This window comes from Streptomyces sp. NPDC015125, from assembly GCF_043080045.1.
GTDB lineage: Bacteria > Actinomycetota > Actinomycetes > Streptomycetales > Streptomycetaceae > Streptomyces.
The window spans coordinates 75,018-90,382 of sequence record NZ_JBIBVF010000019.1; the positions used below are offsets into that span (position 1 = coordinate 75,018).

Genomic DNA, 15,365 nt, shown 5'->3' on the forward strand with positions numbered 1-15,365 from the left:
TCCCGAACGAAGGATCACCACCATGGCTTCTGCCACTGCCCGCCGCGTACTCCGTGACCGCGTCCGCGCCAACCGCGCCGCCTCCGCCGAACGCCGCGCCGTCGCCCACGCCGCCCGCCGTGTCCGCTCCGGTGCCCGCTCCTTGGCCACCCACGTCATCGCCACCGGCGCCGACGCCGCCACCGTCAAGGGCGTCGTCAAGGCCCTGCGCACCGCCGCAAAGAACGCGGGCATCAAGGGCCGCCGCGCCCGTATCCGCCGCTCCTTCGACGGCGCGCGGAACGTCGTCAAGACCGTCTACCGGTACACCCGCGCCCAGGTCGCGCAGATCGCCGCGCAGTACAAGCCGCGCAAGGCCGAGTACAAGGGCGTCCGCGCCGCGCTGATCGCCGTCTGACCGGCCCTCAGGCCGCCGGGGCGCGGCCCTTCCTCCCGCCGCGCCCCGCCCCTACCTCACCCACCACTCCCAGAAGCGGAGACACCCATGCCCACGCCCAACGCCCTCGACGCCGCCGACCGCGCCCGCACCATCGCCACCATCGCCCGCACCCGCGCCGCCGACCCCGCGCCGCTGCCGAACGCTGAGGGCCGCGCCGCCCTGCTGGAGATCGCCACCCTGTTGGACACCGCCGCGCACTCGCTGGAGACCGAGGAACCCGGCACCTGGGACGGCATCGTGATCACGAACACCATGGACTGGGACGCCTCACAGGCGCTCCGCGCTGCCGACGAGATCGCCGCCACCCACCCCGCGATCGGGTTCCCGCCCCGCTTCACCCAGTACGTCACCGCTCCCGTATTCGGCAACAACGTCGACCTGCCCCCGTCGCTGCTCCCCGGCAGCCCCGTGCTGATCGTCCTGGAAGGGGACCTGTTCGCCAAGCTCCTGGTGTTGCACGCCGCCATCGGCACCATGACCGGCAAGGACATCGTCGCGCTCCTGCTGGAGAACGCTTTCCGCCTGCACTGGAAGCACGCCCACCTCGCCGAGTTGCAAGCCGTCCCGACCGACCGCCCGGCCAACCGGCCCGCCGTCCCGGCCGCCGTCGAGATCCCGACCCCGGGCACTCCCACGGCGTTGCGCCGCGCCCACGACGCGTACGGCCAGACCGTGACGTTCGGTCTCAAGGACCGGCGCCTTCCGTGCCACGTCAGCGACGAGGGCGTCACTCACACCGCCGTCCGCATGGTGTCCCACCGCGGCGCCACCATCGCCACCTGCAACGACGACAGCCACCGCAATGCCGCCGCCGTCGCCGCGCGGGAGCTGTACGACTCCCTCAGCTGACCAGCCCACCGGGCGGACGTGAGACAAACCGCGCCCGCCCGGCCCATTGGCCCACGGCCACATAGTCCGCCGCGCCCCGGGGTCGGACGTACGAGCTGCCCCCGGCGCGACGCAAGCACCACCCGCATGACCAGATCCCCGGCCGGAGAGCACCGCGCCGGATCGTCCCGAACGAAGGAACACCGCAGTGACCCTGTCCGCCGTCACCCCCGCTGAGATCGCCGCGCCGCTCGCCGCGCTCCTGCCCGCCCGACGGGGCGCCCGCTGGACCGTCGGCCACGCCCCGTACGGCATCCGAAACAACGCCCCCACGTCCCGGCTCAGCAACGGCCGTCATTCCCTGATCGTCACCGAAGAAGCGGGCCGCATCGAGGTCTTCGCCGACCGGCCCGGCCTGTTCCCCGTCACCCCCGACGCAGTAGTCGACGCGACCGACCCGGCCCCCGCCCTCACCCTCGCCGCGCGTGTGCTGCGCTCCGTCCTCCCCGACCTGGACGCCCACAAAATCCGGGAGACCGGCCGCACGAAGGGACGGGATCAGCTCCTCTCCGACCGCACGGCGGAGCTGCTGGAACTCGGCTTCGCGCTGATCGACCAGGGCGCCCACGCCGTCCCGGCCGAGGGCGTGGACGGGCCCGGCCTGACGTGGACGACCAGCACCCACGGCACCTGGGGCCTATGGGTTTGCGGCCTGAACTGGAGCCTGCTCCTGACCTACGACGGGCCCGTGCGCGGCCTGTACGGCTTCCTGCCTGCCGTGACCACCCCGTACGCCGGGTGCGCCGAGGACCACGCGGGGAGCGCCTTCACGCGAAACCTGACCGACCGGCTTCCGCAGCTCCGCCCGGTGGAGAACGGCCAGGTCCAGTTCGGCGCCCGCTACGAACCCTCCGGCTGGATCGCCACCCCCACGGCCGACGACCCGACCGAGCGCGCCGACGACGACCAGCGCGTGGTCGCGGAGATCGGCGGACTCGGCGTCGACCTGCTGCTTGCCACCACCGCGTACCTGGTCTGACCCCTTCCCGCCCGGCCGCGTCCCCGGACTGCTCCCAGGGGCGCGGCCCCCTCGAAAGGCCCCCATCATGACCCCGACCACTACCACCCCCGCCCGCCCCGTGTGCCCCGCCCAGACCCTCGCCGGACGCGTCTCCGTCCTTCTCCCGCGGCGTGCCGGCATTCCGTGGACCGTCGAGCCCCGCAACGCGTGGTGGACCACCCGATACCCTGCCGCCCGCCTCATGCAGGGCGGCCGCGCCCTGGTCCTCGTCGCCCGCACCTGGGACACACAGATCGGCTGGCAGCTCCCCGACCGCGAGCCGACCCGCCCCGACCTCCGGCTCGAGAGCATGAGCCCGGCCGTCGTCGCGCGTGAGGTGCTGCGCCTGGTCCTGCCCGTCCTTGACGACGAGGCCGCCGGTCGGGCCTCGAAGGAGGGCCCCCGCGTGATGGGGCGGCTGGAGCTGCTGAACGAGATCGGGCACGCGATGCGCCTGCAGGGTGCGGCGACGTACAACCGGGTCGGTCTCCTGGCGAACACCTCCACCCTCGCGTGGGGGACGCCGTCCGGCGCCCGGTACTCCGTCACCCTGCACGGCACGAACCCCGTGGCCGAGGTCCAGATTCAGGGCCCGGTGCGCGCCGTCGAGAAGGCCGTGGCTTACTTCCTGCCCCCGGCCGCCGCCGGGCGCCCCGAGGTCCCCCGTGTCCACGGCCGTCTGCAGCGTCGCCTGGCCGCCGTCCTCGCCCGGCACGGGCACGTCGAGCAGACCGACCAGGCTGGACTCGCGTTCAGCACCGGCCGCGGCCCGTACGGGTACGCCGCCCCGGCCCTTGACCCCGTTTCCCGCGCGCACGACACCACCCCCGCGTCCATCGACCTCCACGGCGTCGGCGTGGACTTCCTGATCTACCTCGCCCCGCAGCTCTGCCGCTGACCCGCCCCCGCGCCCCGAGGCCGGCCTCGGGGCGTACCCCGCCTGGAAGGACGCACACCCGTGAGCATCGCCCCTTTGGCCCCGATCTCCGTGTTCGAGGAAGCACAGGACAAGGCGCGCGCCGCCGCTGGCGCGATGCTGCCGCTCGTCGCCTACACGCTGCATGCCCAGTTCCCCGCCGCGGCGGTCTTGGTCGTCAAGCGGTCGGCCTACGAGGAGGACTACGACGAGCTGGAACTCGACTCCATCCGGGCCGCGGACGGCAAGATCGTGTGGAGCTTCGCGGTCCGCGGCGCCGAGTGGCTTCCGGCGGTCCCAGAGGACATCGCCGCGCTGTGGGGCTCGCACGACCCGCGTGCCCCGGACAGTGTCTTGGAGCTGCTGCAGCGCGTGGAGAACACCGCGCCGTACGCCTTCCTCTCGTTCCTGGCGCCCGAAGCGATGCACGGCGGCGAGGAGAACGCGGAGCGCACCCTGTTGGGCATCCCCCTCGCCCCATCCGTCTGCCCGCTGCATGGCGCCAAGTGCCCGCCGCAGGACCGCGCCGAGCCGCCCACGCCCGTCGACTAACCGGCCGTCCCGGCCGCCGGTGTCACAGACCGGCGCCCCCGGGCGTTCCCTGCCGCGCCCGGCACTGCTCGCCGGGCGCGACCCCGCCCACCCGACTGGAGACACCACATGCCCACGCACGACCCGGTGTTCTGCCGGACGTGCCGTGCCGAGGTGCAGCCGGGCGCAGAGGGGTGCCCACGGCACTCGCCGACCGTCATCGGGCGCGCCCTGTACGCGATGCACGAGGAGAACCGGTCACTTCTGGACGCGGAGGAGCGGGGGGAACCGGGCCTTCGCGATGCTGGCCGCGGCGCTGCCGCTGCTCGCCGCGGTACTGAACCCGGTGGACCACAAGGAGGGGTGCCGCCCGCACGACTGCCGGTGCGCGTGTGACCGGCGGCAGAACTGCCAGGGCCGCTACCGCTGTGTGTGCTGGCGGTCGGAGTGCTGCGCGGAGAAGGCGATCCGGTGGTGCGCCGAGGAGGAGCGGGCGCGGCTGGTCGCTGAGGCCGGCATCGGGCCCGAGGAGTCCGCTGCCGACAACGGCCCGCGGTGCACGGTGCGTCTGACGCCGATTGCCGAGCACGAAGGACGGCACTACAAGCCCCCGTCCTGTCGCTACTGCTGAGCGCTACGCCCGACCCGGCCTCTCTCCCGCCGCCGGGCAGCCCTTCTGAAATGACACAGCCACGAGACCTATCCCGGCCTTTTCCCTTACCTCCCTTCAGGTGAGTCTCATTGCTGTACTATCAGGCGGGTTGGTGGAGAGCAGCCGCCAACAAGTCCCGAACGAAGGAACCCGCAATGAGGACCCTCCCGGCCAAAGTCCAGACCGCCGTCCACGTCGCCACACTCGCCCGCAAGGCCGGTCTGCCCATACCCGCCAAGGTGCTCCCGGTCCTCGAAGAGGCCGCCGCCCCCTGGCCCGCCGAGTGGCTCCTCGCCCCGCTCCCCGGCGACCCGATCCGCGTTGTCGAGCTGTTCGCGGGCCCCGGCGGCTGGTCGGAAGGGATCGCCGCCGTCCTCGGCATGGCCGTCGACTCCGTCGGCGTCGACATCTCCCCGGACGCCTGCGCCACCGCCCGCAAGGCCGGACACCGCCGCATCTGCGCCGACATCACCACCCTCGACCCTGAACACATCGCGCTGCGCCACACCGCCGCCGTCATCATCAGCCCGCCGTGCCCTGCCTTCTCCCCGGCGGGCAAGCTCTCCGGCCTGGAGCAGGGCAACATCGAGATCTTGGGCCACGCCATCGCCTACGTCGGCGAGGCTGCCGGGTTCATCCCCATGGAGTGGCACCACAACGACGAGGTCGACGAGTGCGAGTGCGACCCGGATGACCCGGACGGCAAGGGGTGCCACGGCGACGGCTTCGCCCCACGCTCCGGCGCCACCTGGGACGAGGTCCGCGAGTTGGCCGCGGGCGTCACTGACCCCCGCATCGCCCTGATGCTGGAGGTCGCCATCTGGCCGATCGCCCTGCAGGCCGCCGGTGCGCCGATCCGCTGGATGGCCATGGAGCAGTCCAGCAACCTGCCGGAGGAGATCATCAGCGACCTGACCATCGAGTTTGAGTGCGCCGAGTGGTTCTACACCAGCCACGAGATCATGGAGGCTGCGGACTACGGCCTGCCGTCCCGCCGCAAGCGCGTCTACATGATCGCCTCCCGCCGCTACTCCCCCACGATCACCCGTCAAATCCGCCCGCTGCCCGCCACCACCATGGCTCAGGCCCTCGGCTGGAAGCCGGGGGAGCGCGTCAACACCCGCGGCAACCGCCCCGTCGACCCGAAGTCCGGCCGGGCCAAGGGCGGCAACACGTTCTCCGCCGACGGCCCGTCTTGGTGCCTCACCGGCAAGTCCCGCACCTGGAAGCGCGAGAGCGACGGCTACCGCCTCACTCAGGCCGAGGCCGGACTGCTCGTCGGTTTCCGCCGCTCCTACCCGTGGCAGGGAAGCCGCTCCAGCGCCTTCCAGCAGGCCGCCGACGTCGTCTCCCCAATCATGGCCGCCATCGTCCTCAGCGGAGTCCTGGGCGGCCTCGGCGAGGCTCTGGTGCGCGACTACCTCGCCCAGCTCTACGACATGGACGACATGCTCACCCCGGACGACTACGAGCTGGCGACGTAGCGCCCCGGGCGCGCCCGGCCCCCGCCCCTCCCCGGGCGGGGGCCGCCGTCGTTTCCGGGGCGGCTGTAACAGCTCTCGGCGGCCCCGCGTTCCCCCGAGCATGAGCGCACCGACCCGTACCCCTCCGAGCCGTCCTCGGCCGCCTACTGGCTCCAACCGCCGCCCCTGGCCGCGCCCGTGAAGCTGAGCGCCACGTCACCGTGAACGGGGAGGAGATCAGCTACCAGGAGCTTGTGGACCGCGTGGCCTGGGACCGCATTTCGAGCGACCCGGAGATGCGCGCGGAATACGAACGGACGTCCGCTTCAAGCTCGCGGAAGTCGTCGTGAAGCGCCTGGCCCCGCCGGTCTGCGTGGTCATGCCAACCCCCGCCGACGAAGCTGCCGTCGGCGCCGGACGGGGCTGCTGTCAGCCGCGCGAACAAGGGCGCAGCGCACGGCCGCCGAGCTGTACGCCGCCCTCCACGCGTTGTAGGCCCGCCTCCCCTGGTCCAGGGAACTACACCCCGACTGGCCGGAGGTAACCGGCCGCGCCAGAGAGCGCCCCGGCCGGGACGCGTCGCCCGGCTGGCCAAAGGACGCACGGGCCCGGCCCTGGTCGGGCCAGGCAGACGCTCAAGCGGGCGAAGGCGCTGTCCCCTGGTCTGCGCGGATGTCGACGCCGCCACCTGACGGCACCCCGGCGCCCGGCCCCGTACCCCCGCGGCGGCCGGGCGCCGCTGTTTCCGCGCCGTTCTCGCAGAACGCCGCCCACCGCGCCCGGACTCGCGGGATCGTTGACGCACTGACCCGCCGTGCGAGATCGGAGCCAGATGACCGCCGAGTCGTTCTACGACTGGATGTGCCGCCACGCCCGCGCCATGAACTGGGACTTGGACGAGGATGCGAAGAAGAAGCTGCACGTCTGGGCCGCCATCGCTGCCACGAACGGGCTCGACAACGCCCAGACCGCCCAGCTTGCGCGCGGCCTCGGCGTCACCGCGGAGGAGGTGACCGCGGCGTACCAGCCGGAGATGCGGGGCGTCGCGATGGGCGAACTCCTCGACCAGCCGGGCCTGGCCGCCCTCGACGCCGACCTCGACCGGATTGCCGGCGACGAGCCGCCCCGGTAGGGACACTGCTGTCCAATCCGGCCCGAGACCAACTAAGCCTTGATCCACCGACGGGCGTGGGAGTGATCTTCTGATGTGTTGTTGAGCCTGTTCCGGGTGGGGTGGTTATGCCGGGGCAGGTTGGAGCCGCCGGTCTGCCCAGCTTTTCCACGGTTCGGTTCCGGTCGGGCCCTGGTGGGCGGGGATTCGAGGGGTCAGGCGGGCTCGGGTGGGCCATGGACGGCATCGAACAGGTGCGTCCATGCCTGCTGCCAGCGCCAATTGCGTGGAAGGTGCAGGGTGATGCGCCGTGCGGAGCGGGCGATCCGGGCCGGGACCTGGACCAGGTGGGTGCGGAGGGTCGCCGTGGTGGCCCTGGTATGGAAGGCCGAGGTCAGCGTGCCGGTGGCCCGCAGCAGGTTGTAGGCCATCGCCCAAAGGGTGAGCCAAGCCGCGTTGGCATGGAAGTGCCCTGAGGGCACGTGGGCCAGGGCGGAGGCTTTACTGTCCGCGATGACCTGCTCGACGACGGCGTGGTGGCGGTGTTCCCGCTCCGCCTGAAGCGTTGCGGCGGGGTTGTCGGTGAAGAACGGGTGGTAGCGCCAGACCGGGAACAACTCGCCCTGCTCCCCGACGGTGGCGGGTTTGGCCAGGTCGCGGACACGGCGCACGATCAGCCGGGCGGTGACGTGCTCGCTGTTCTTGCGGCTTGCGAACGCGGTGTAGGCAGGGATCTCGGCGACCTCCGCATCAAAGATGAGGTCACCGGTGTCGGGATCGGGTACGGCGGTGGGGTAGGTGATCTGTTGCCATGCCTCCTGCGGGACGGCGAGGACGGCGCGTTTGACGGAGGGGTTCATGCCGCAGGTGATGGAGAAGCGGGCGCCGGCCCGGCGGCAGGCGGCGATCACACCGGCGTTGTAGAACTGGGAGTCGGCGCGCAGGATTCGGTTGCCGGTGCAGCCGGCCTCGCGGGCGGTGGCCAGGGCCTCGCTGACGAGCTTCGAGGCGCCGCGGGAGTCGGCTGCTTTGCCGCGGCGCATCCGCACGCTGGCGATCACCGGGCGCGAGTGGGGGGTGCAGATGGTGGCGAGCAGGGGATGCAGGGTGCGGATGCCCTTGAAGCGGCCGTACTCGGCGGCCTGCTTGGCGCGGCCGTAGACGCGTTTGTGGGTGGAGTCGACATCGATGAACGCCGTCTCCCGCGCGCCGGGCAGCAGCGGGGTGTGCGCGGCCAGTTCGGCCAGGAACCTGCGGTGCACAGCATGCAGTTGAAGGGCATGGCCATGGGTGAAGGCGCGCAGGAATGTGCCCAGTGTGGAAGGGGCACGGATCCCGCTGAACAGGGTCGGCATCGCGCCGTGTCGCAGGGTGTCCAGATCGTCGATGCTGTCGGCGCCCGCGACCATCCCGGCCACGATGCTGATGACCTTGGCGTCCGCAGCGGCACCGGCGCTGTTCTTCGCCCCGCTCAGCTTCACATTGTCCGCGACCAGACGGGCGAGCCCGCACCGCTCTGCCAGCCGCATCACCGGGACCAGCCCGGCGCACGTGACCAGATTCGCCTCATCGAACGCGGCGGACACTGCCGAGGCAGCATGCGAAAAATGCATCTCGCGGGTGCTCTCTCTGTGGACCTGGGACCGTAGGAAGTCCCATCGTCCCAGCTCAGAGTGCGCCCGCGTCCTGATGTCCAAGCCTGGGGCCACTATCGCCCGGTGAGTCTCAGCCTCGGTTCACCGAGGCGAGCCCCGGCGCCCGGGAAGGCTGCCGGGGCTCGTAGGCGATCGAGGAGCCTCAGCTCAACCAGCTTGCCGGGAGGTTGGCGTACGAGGCGTGTTTGATGGTCGGTCCGTCATAGACCACGTGCCCATCGCGCCAGCTGAGGACCACCAGACGGTCGCCCCTGAAGAGACGGCACTCCTCCTGGTAGACGGAGTGCACCGCGTCGAAGTCCCCGGAGAAGTCGGCCGGAAGCTTGGTGAAGGACGGATGTTGGGTGATGAGTCCGTCGTAGGTCACGCTCCCATTGCTCGCGCTGAGGACCAGCAGACGGTCGCCCTTGAACATGCGGACGTCGCTGCCGATGTGGATGACGTCGTCGATGTCCTGGGAGAAGTCCGCCGTCACCTTGGCGTGCGCGCCGTGCCCGGTGATCGTGCCGTTGTAGGTGCAGCTGCCGTTGGTCGTACTGATCACCACGAGTCGTCCGCCCCTGAACAACCGGATATCGCCGCCAACGAGGTACGCCCCGTCGATGCCGTTGGCGAACTTCGGTGGCACCTTGGCGAAGGATCCGTGAAGGGTCGTCTGCCCGTTGTAGATGACGCTGGCATCGGAGAGGCTGAGGACGATCACCTGGTCCCCCCGGAACAGCCGCACCTCACTGCCGATCACTTCCGCTGCGCTGATCACGGTGTACTCCTTATCGCTGGTCGGCTACCCCTGAACGCGCCATCGATCTGGGTAGCAATGGTCCGCAAAGGGGAACGTTAGCCCGCCCCGATCCCCTTAGTCCGGAATCGAGTCAGGGTGTCCGGTTTCAGCAATGCATGGCCGAGACCGCTCCGTTGCGTTCATCGGACCGGGCCGAAGACGGCACGGACCGCCGCGGCGGCATGAGAGGAACGCATCCTGTAGATGCTTTACCGAACCGGAGCTACGGAACCCTAGAAGAGGCCTATCGCCCCAGGTCAGAGGACATCCGCGCTGCCATATCCGGCGCCAGGAGAACGACTTCACCGGTGGATCGAGGCTAAGGGATACAGGGTGCCCGTCCGAGGCGCGCCCCAGTCGAGAGGCCACGCCATGGCTGACCGCCCCATCCGCACCTACCTGGTGATCAACCCGGGCCCGCTGTTCGGCACCCGCCGCATCACCTTCCGCAGCTCCGCCCCGGCCGGGCACGTCATCGACGTCGACGTCGACGGCCGCCCAGTCCGCGCGCTGCTCACCGACACCCCGCTGGACGGCGATCTCCTCGCCGCGGAGCGGGAGATCACCTACCTGTAGCCGAAGGGCTCGCGGCTTTGAACCGCAACCGACGCTGCAGCGCCTGCGGCAATCGCCCCTGGCGCTGCACGTCAGCCTTCCAGGACGGCTCGGAGCCGACGCCATGCCCGGTACATCCTGGCCACGGGTCGCACGGGCAGTCGATTCGGCACCGCGCGACGCAAGACCGTCCCGGCCTCCACGATCCGCGGCCTCATCTCTTCGCCTGGAAGGCCGCGCCGTGACCAAACTCCTGCCCTCGCCGAACGACCGACCCACCCGCCTGATCGTCTCCATCGCGATCGGGCTCCTCGTCAGCCTGGTGACCCTGTTCTCGCTCCTGGCCGCCAGCGGCGACGACAGCGACCGCGACGGTTCCTCCGGGCGCTGCGCCCCGGCCGTCGAAGGCACCGTCGACCCGGTGACGTGCCTGCCCGGTAGCAGTACGGGCGCCGCGGCCGCCAATACCAACAATTCCGGGAGCGGCACGCAGCAGCCGAAGGCGTCCACCGCGAAGCCCCCGGCCGCCCCGAAGGCTCCGGCTGCCCCTGCCCCGAAGGCGCCGGCTCCGCCGCCGGTCCGACTCACGAAGTGACGACGCGACGCAAGGCGTCCGGGTCGGACACGGTCCGCCCTTCCTGTTCCCGGACCGAAGGACTCACGTGTCAGACCCCGCCCCCACGCCCACCTGCAGCTCCTGTCCGGCCAAGCTGGAGCCCGCCGAACTCATCTCGGACGGCACTTGCCGTACCCGCCTGTTCTATGACCGCGCGATCCTGGCCCTGCTCGTGGTCAGCGCGATTCTCACGGTCGTGTTCGGCGTGCTCGGCATCGTCGGGGACAACTCGTCGACGGACCCGAGCCCGAAGCCGTTGCCGACCGCCACGGCCGCTTCGGGACCCGGCACCCCGGGTTCCTCCATCGACCCGACCACCGGCCCGAAGCCGAACCTGACCATGCCCCATGACCCGGCCGACGGCGGATGCAACATCTTCGATCCGGAGTGCTCCAGCACAGGCGGCACCACAGCGGCGACGAGTCGTAACCCCTCGAGCGCGCACCGCGCCCCGGCCGCACGACCCCGCAGCCGGGGTGCAGCCATCCAGACTGCCGGAGCGGCAGTGCGACGTGATCGTTCCGGCGGCCGTAGCCGGCCGGGAACACGGGACCCGCTCTACCGGGTGGGCCAGTTGGACACCGGCGGGCGCTCGCCGATCGTGCTCACGTACTCGGCTACGTCCGAAACCTGTTCGGCTTCCTCGGCCAGGCCCTCGGCATCGCAGCGGTCCGCGCGCACACCCAGCGCGGCGAACGTCTCCTCGGCGATCTCACCGGTCTCGAATAGGCGGCTGATGGGGCCGCCGTCCTGGTGCGCCCGCAGTCGGGCCCGTACCTCGTGATCCGTCAGCTCCGTCATGCCCAGCAGGGTAGAAACCGGGCCGGACGACCGGCACTTGTTTTTACCGGTGTTCGACCAGATCCGGTCAAACCGTGGGGGCACGGCTTAGTGATCAACATCTCTCGCCCTGACCTGCGGTTCCCCCGGACGCAAGCCGATTGCCACGGGCACCGTGCCCGCTCGCTCGCACCGCGTTCATGCGGCCGCCGCCTCGGCGCCTCGCGGTGTGGGCAGACGGGAGAAGACGTGGAAGCACACGTAAAGGAAGCGCTCGATCGCTGGTACGGGGCGTGGGAGCTACACCAGAAGACGGCTCAGGAAGCCTTCACCTCAGCGTTCCCCGCCCTCACATCCGCCGCCCGATGCCAGTGCTTCGGGCCCACCCTGTGCTGGGTGACGCCCGGAGAGGGAGAGGGGAAGGTGTGCCTCGACGACCACGGGCGCGCCACGATCGAGTTCGAGGACGTCCCGAAGACCGCGGTCGGCACGGCCATGACGGAGTGCTGGGGCGCCGACTGGTTCGACGAGGGGGCGGGCGGGTTCGCCGAGGCCGAGCCCGGCCAGTACCACTACGAGGACGAGCAGAACTACACGGAGTACGAGTTCAACGTGGACGACGGCACCGTCACGTTCGCGATCTCCTACGTGAAGGTCGACGACATCGTGACGATGCTCGATGCGCTCGAGCGGGCACTCGCCGCCCAGCGCTCGGGCTGACCCGGCCGGTGTGAGCCGGGGTGAGGTGACGTGCCAGAGCTGTGGATTCACGTCACCTCACGCCGGCGATCACGGTAGCGCGCGACGGTAGGCGCGCGGGTGCCTACGGTCCGCGGGCATGCTGACGACTGCCGCACAGCCCCGTACCCGGTTCGCCACCCTCGCCGTCCGCGCCCGGCACATCGTCGACAGCGGCCTGTGCTCCCGCACCTCGGCCGTCCCCAACTGGCTCGCCCGCGTCGACCAGCTCGAGCACCTGACCATGGCCACGGCCACCGACCGGCGCGCCACCCTCGCGGTCCTCAGCGACGACCTCCTGGTCGACCTCATGGTCCTGTCGTACCTGCGGCACGGCACCCCCTACGTCCTCTGGGCGGACACCCTCGCCGGATTCGCCGAGGACTTCCTCGGCATCACCACCTGGGCGCAGCTCCATACGCGGATGGACGCGACGTAAGCCTCACCGGCGGCTCATGGTCCCGCCTCGCTCCCGCCGTTCCCCCGCGGCCGCCGTTCCCGGCCGGCCCGACGCGCGGGACAGGACGGACGAATCCCGTGGCGGCAACGAACCTCGCCCCCGCCGGGCAGGAAGCCCTGATCCCCGTGGAGGAGTTGACCGGGCCTGAGCCGGTCGTGCACTGCGCGGACGCCTTCGACCACCTTCGGACCCTCCCCGATGCCTCCGTGGACGCGATCGTGACCGATCCGCCTTACGAGCTGGGCTTCCTCGGGAAGGCGTGGGACGCCTCCGGCATCGCGTACAGCGTGGAGCTGTGGGCGGAGTGCCTGCGCGTCCTCAAGCCGGGCGGGCATTTGGCTGCTTTCGGCGCGACCCGCACTTACCACCGCATGGCCGTGGCCGTCGAGGACGCGGGTTTCGAGATCCGCGACTCCCTGCACTGGCTGTACGGCACCGGCTTCCCCAAGGGCCAGGACGTCGGCAAGCTGATCGACCGGCGCCGCGACGACTACCCCGCCCGCCGCCGGTTCACCGCGGAGTTTGCCGCGCTCCGTGATTCCGTCAGCTGGACGAACCCGCAGATCGACGACCTGTTCGGCTTCAACGGCATGGCGCAGCACTGGACAACCCAGACCAAGACCGCTTCCGTCCCCACCGTCGAGCAGTGGGAGCAGCTGAAGACCGAGATGGGGTTCAAGGCCCCGGTCCTCGTAGACGACCTGGTGCAGGAGCTGAACGGGCGGAAGAACGCGCCCGGGGAGGCGTGGGAGGAGCGGAAGGTCATCGGCAAGGGACACCGTGCCCGCGGCGGCTCCGGAGTGTTCCCGCAGCTCCATTCCGACACGTTCGACGTGACCGCCCCGGCGACCGCCGAGGCCGCCCGCTGGGACGGCTGGAACACCGCCCTCAAGCCGAGTCACGAGCCGATCATCCTGGCGCGGAAGCCGCTCGAGGGCACGGTCGCCTCCAACGTCCTGGCGTACGGCACCGGTGCGATGAACACCGCGGCGAGCAAGACGCCGCCCGGCGACGCGGAGGGGCGCTGGCCGACCAACGTCCTGATGTCCCACGCGTGGACCGTCGACGAGATGGGATGGATCATCGACGGCTGCGCGGACGGCTGCGCGGACGGGTGCCCGGTCGCCGAGCTGGACGGCCAGTCGGGGCGCCTCACCTCCGGGGCGAACCCGCGACGCCGCAGCGCCGACAAGTTCCGCGACGTCTACGGCGACTTCAAGGGCCAGACCGCGTGCAAGCCGGTCCGGGGCGCGGACTCCGGCGGAGCTTCCCGTTTCTACCCGGCGTTCCGCTACCAGGCCAAGGCTCCGGCCAGCGAGCGGCCGCGCCTGCCGGACGGCACCGTGCACCCCACGGTGAAGCCAGTCGCGCTGATGCGCTGGCTGGTCCGGCTGCTCACCGTGCCCGGCGGGCTCGTCCTGGACCCGTTCGCCGGCACCGGCACGACGCTGGAGGCCGCCCGGCTCGAGGGCTTCGACTCCATCGGTGTGGAGGCCAAGGCCGAGTACGCCGAACTGTGCCGCCTCCGGTTGCGTCGCGACGCCCGCGGATAGGCGCGACGCAAGGTTCGTCGGCCGTCCACTCTCCCCGCCTCGCCCAGGGCGTGCCCGATCGAGGACCGCGACTCAGCGGCCCGGCGCCCGGGGCAGACGAGGAGACCAGTGCTGTGGCACGACGACGGACCGGCCCCACCGACGTGGTGAAGGCGATGGTCTACGAGCGGGACGGCTGCGCCTGTGTGCGCTGCGGCGGTCGGCAGGACCTGACCATCCACCACCGGGTGAACCGCGGAATGGGCGGCGCCCGTGAGCCGTGGATCAACCAGGCTGACAACCTGCTGACCGCGTGTACGAGGTGCAACGGCTGGTTCGAGGACAACCCGCGGCAGTCGTACGAGGCCGGGTGGAAGGTCCGCCGGCCGGAGCTGCCCGGCAAGGTCCTGGTGCGCTACTCCGACGGCAGCGAGTACCGGCTCACCCCGGATGGTGTCCGCGCCACGACCGTGGCGGCCGACCGATGAGGCGCAGACGCCGCGTCCGCGGCTACTCGACGTCCCGAACGGACCAGGGCACTGTCCGCTTCCGGTCTCCGTTCTGGACGCCGCTGCGCCGGTACCGCGCCGGCGAATGGACCGTGAACGTGCTGATCGCCCTGACGCTGTGGTGGTGCTGGTCCGGGGCCGCGGCCGCCGTGTTCCTCGTGCTGGAGCTGGTCAGATCCATCCGGCGGGCGCACTTCGTCGACGTCGGTCGGTTCACCGCCGGGGTGTACCTCGTGCGCCGGGACAACTACCCCGCGTTCTTCGCGGTCGGCTTCGCCCGGTACGGGCCGGAGGCCAACGCCAAGAGGAGCGGCCTGCAGGTCGTCGTGGGGCGGCTGTCGCTGATCGTGTGCGCGATGCTTCCGCGAGACGAGTGGGCCGACTTCCAGCACAGGGCGGCCGAGCGTGAGGCTCTGCGGAAGGACGGTGCTCGGTGAGCCCGCGGATCACGGTGAGAGCCCGCGTACGGCGTCCGCGCGGACTGTGCTTCGGCCCATGGCTGCTGTGGGCCGCACGCATCCCCCAGGGTCCGAGCCTCGGCGTCGGACGCATCGCGGTCACCGACACGCCCCGCGACTCAGCCCCCGGGCAGACCCTGGCACGAGATGGTCATGGGCATGTTTTGATCGTTGCCGGCGTGGCGTTTGCGGTGCTCCGGTGCAGGTCAGTACCGATACACCACGTCCACTCCGACATGTAACTCTCGTGGCTGTACCATTCTGGGCAGTACAGGCGTGGG

18 protein-coding genes are annotated in these 15,365 nt (G+C 71.0%); 15 read left to right on the forward strand and 3 right to left on the reverse strand.

Annotation, left to right across the window (positions count from 1 at the left end; translation table 11 throughout):
• Nucleotides 1-22 precede the first annotated feature (22 nt).
• The 8 genes from ACF088_RS30350 to ACF088_RS30385 all read left to right on the forward strand — a co-directional run bounded on the left by ACF088_RS30350 (nucleotide 23) and on the right by ACF088_RS30385 (nucleotide 7,021).
• Nucleotides 23-397, forward strand: coding sequence for a hypothetical protein (locus tag ACF088_RS30350; RefSeq protein WP_392379070.1), 375 nt, complete (start codon nucleotides 23-25; stop codon nucleotides 395-397).
• Nucleotides 398-484: 87 nt separating this feature from the next.
• The gene (locus ACF088_RS30355) at nucleotides 485-1,288 is read left to right on the forward strand and encodes a hypothetical protein (RefSeq protein ID WP_392379071.1); all 804 of its coding nucleotides are present in this window, start codon (nucleotides 485-487) and stop codon (nucleotides 1,286-1,288) included.
• A 187-nt stretch (nucleotides 1,289-1,475) separates the two neighbouring features.
• Nucleotides 1,476-2,306 carry a hypothetical protein gene (locus ACF088_RS30360; RefSeq protein ID WP_392379072.1) on the forward strand — a complete coding sequence of 277 codons (831 nt, stop codon included), beginning with the start codon at nucleotides 1,476-1,478 and terminating at the stop codon, nucleotides 2,304-2,306.
• 67 nt (nucleotides 2,307-2,373) lie between these two features.
• Nucleotides 2,374-3,225: a hypothetical protein gene (locus ACF088_RS30365; RefSeq protein WP_392379073.1), complete on the forward strand. Its 852-nt coding sequence runs from the start codon at nucleotides 2,374-2,376 to the stop codon at nucleotides 3,223-3,225.
• Between the two features lie 60 nt (nucleotides 3,226-3,285).
• Nucleotides 3,286-3,795 carry a hypothetical protein gene (locus tag ACF088_RS30370; RefSeq protein ID WP_392379074.1) on the forward strand — a complete coding sequence of 170 codons (510 nt, stop codon included), beginning with the start codon at nucleotides 3,286-3,288 and terminating at the stop codon, nucleotides 3,793-3,795.
• A gap of 280 nt (nucleotides 3,796-4,075) precedes the next feature.
• Nucleotides 4,076-4,405: a hypothetical protein gene (locus ACF088_RS30375; protein WP_392379075.1), complete on the forward strand. Its 330-nt coding sequence runs from the start codon at nucleotides 4,076-4,078 to the stop codon at nucleotides 4,403-4,405.
• Between the two features lie 176 nt (nucleotides 4,406-4,581).
• The gene (locus ACF088_RS30380; protein ID WP_392379076.1) at nucleotides 4,582-5,910 is read left to right on the forward strand and encodes a DNA cytosine methyltransferase; all 1,329 of its coding nucleotides are present in this window, start codon (nucleotides 4,582-4,584) and stop codon (nucleotides 5,908-5,910) included.
• Between the two features lie 811 nt (nucleotides 5,911-6,721).
• Complete coding sequence (locus ACF088_RS30385) at nucleotides 6,722-7,021, forward strand: hypothetical protein (RefSeq protein WP_392379077.1); 300 nt, start codon at nucleotides 6,722-6,724, stop codon at nucleotides 7,019-7,021.
• Between the two features lie 194 nt (nucleotides 7,022-7,215).
• Here ACF088_RS30385 and ACF088_RS30390 read toward each other — a convergent pair whose 3' ends face one another.
• Together ACF088_RS30390 and ACF088_RS30395 are read right to left on the reverse strand one after the other, a co-directional pair.
• Nucleotides 7,216-8,613, reverse strand: coding sequence for an IS1380 family transposase (locus ACF088_RS30390; RefSeq protein WP_392379078.1), 1,398 nt, complete (start codon nucleotides 8,611-8,613; stop codon nucleotides 7,216-7,218).
• A 184-nt stretch (nucleotides 8,614-8,797) separates the two neighbouring features.
• On the reverse strand, nucleotides 8,798-9,415 hold the full coding sequence (locus tag ACF088_RS30395; RefSeq protein WP_392379079.1) for a hypothetical protein: 618 nt from the start codon (nucleotides 9,413-9,415) through the stop codon (nucleotides 8,798-8,800).
• Nucleotides 9,416-9,808: 393 nt separating this feature from the next.
• Between ACF088_RS30395 and ACF088_RS30400 the strand changes: the two genes are divergently transcribed.
• Nucleotides 9,809-10,012: a hypothetical protein gene (locus ACF088_RS30400; RefSeq protein WP_392379080.1), complete on the forward strand. Its 204-nt coding sequence runs from the start codon at nucleotides 9,809-9,811 to the stop codon at nucleotides 10,010-10,012.
• Between the two features lie 220 nt (nucleotides 10,013-10,232).
• The gene (locus ACF088_RS30405) at nucleotides 10,233-10,586 is read left to right on the forward strand and encodes a hypothetical protein (RefSeq protein ID WP_392379081.1); all 354 of its coding nucleotides are present in this window, start codon (nucleotides 10,233-10,235) and stop codon (nucleotides 10,584-10,586) included.
• A 579-nt stretch (nucleotides 10,587-11,165) separates the two neighbouring features.
• Here ACF088_RS30405 and ACF088_RS30410 read toward each other — a convergent pair.
• Entirely contained in the window at nucleotides 11,166-11,408 is a 243-nt protein-coding gene (locus ACF088_RS30410) for a hypothetical protein (protein ID WP_392379082.1), read from the reverse strand.
• A 375-nt stretch (nucleotides 11,409-11,783) separates the two neighbouring features.
• On the opposite strand from ACF088_RS30410, the gene ACF088_RS30415 reads away from it, so the two are divergent.
• The 5 genes from ACF088_RS30415 to ACF088_RS30435 all read left to right on the forward strand — a co-directional run bounded on the left by ACF088_RS30415 (nucleotide 11,784) and on the right by ACF088_RS30435 (nucleotide 15,063).
• On the forward strand, nucleotides 11,784-12,107 hold the full coding sequence (locus tag ACF088_RS30415) for a hypothetical protein (protein ID WP_392379083.1): 324 nt from the start codon (nucleotides 11,784-11,786) through the stop codon (nucleotides 12,105-12,107).
• Nucleotides 12,108-12,225: 118 nt separating this feature from the next.
• Entirely contained in the window at nucleotides 12,226-12,564 is a 339-nt protein-coding gene (locus ACF088_RS30420; protein WP_392379084.1) for a hypothetical protein, read from the forward strand.
• 98 nt (nucleotides 12,565-12,662) lie between these two features.
• Nucleotides 12,663-14,138, forward strand: coding sequence for a DNA-methyltransferase (locus tag ACF088_RS30425; protein WP_392379085.1), 1,476 nt, complete (start codon nucleotides 12,663-12,665; stop codon nucleotides 14,136-14,138).
• Between the two features lie 113 nt (nucleotides 14,139-14,251).
• Nucleotides 14,252-14,605 (forward strand): HNH endonuclease, encoded by a 354-nt coding sequence (locus ACF088_RS30430; RefSeq protein ID WP_392379086.1) that lies wholly within the window; start codon nucleotides 14,252-14,254, stop codon nucleotides 14,603-14,605.
• Entirely contained in the window at nucleotides 14,602-15,063 is a 462-nt protein-coding gene (locus ACF088_RS30435) for a hypothetical protein (protein WP_392379087.1), read from the forward strand. Before ACF088_RS30430 ends, ACF088_RS30435 begins: the two co-directional genes overlap by 4 nt.
• Nucleotides 15,064-15,365: the final 302 nt, after the last annotated feature.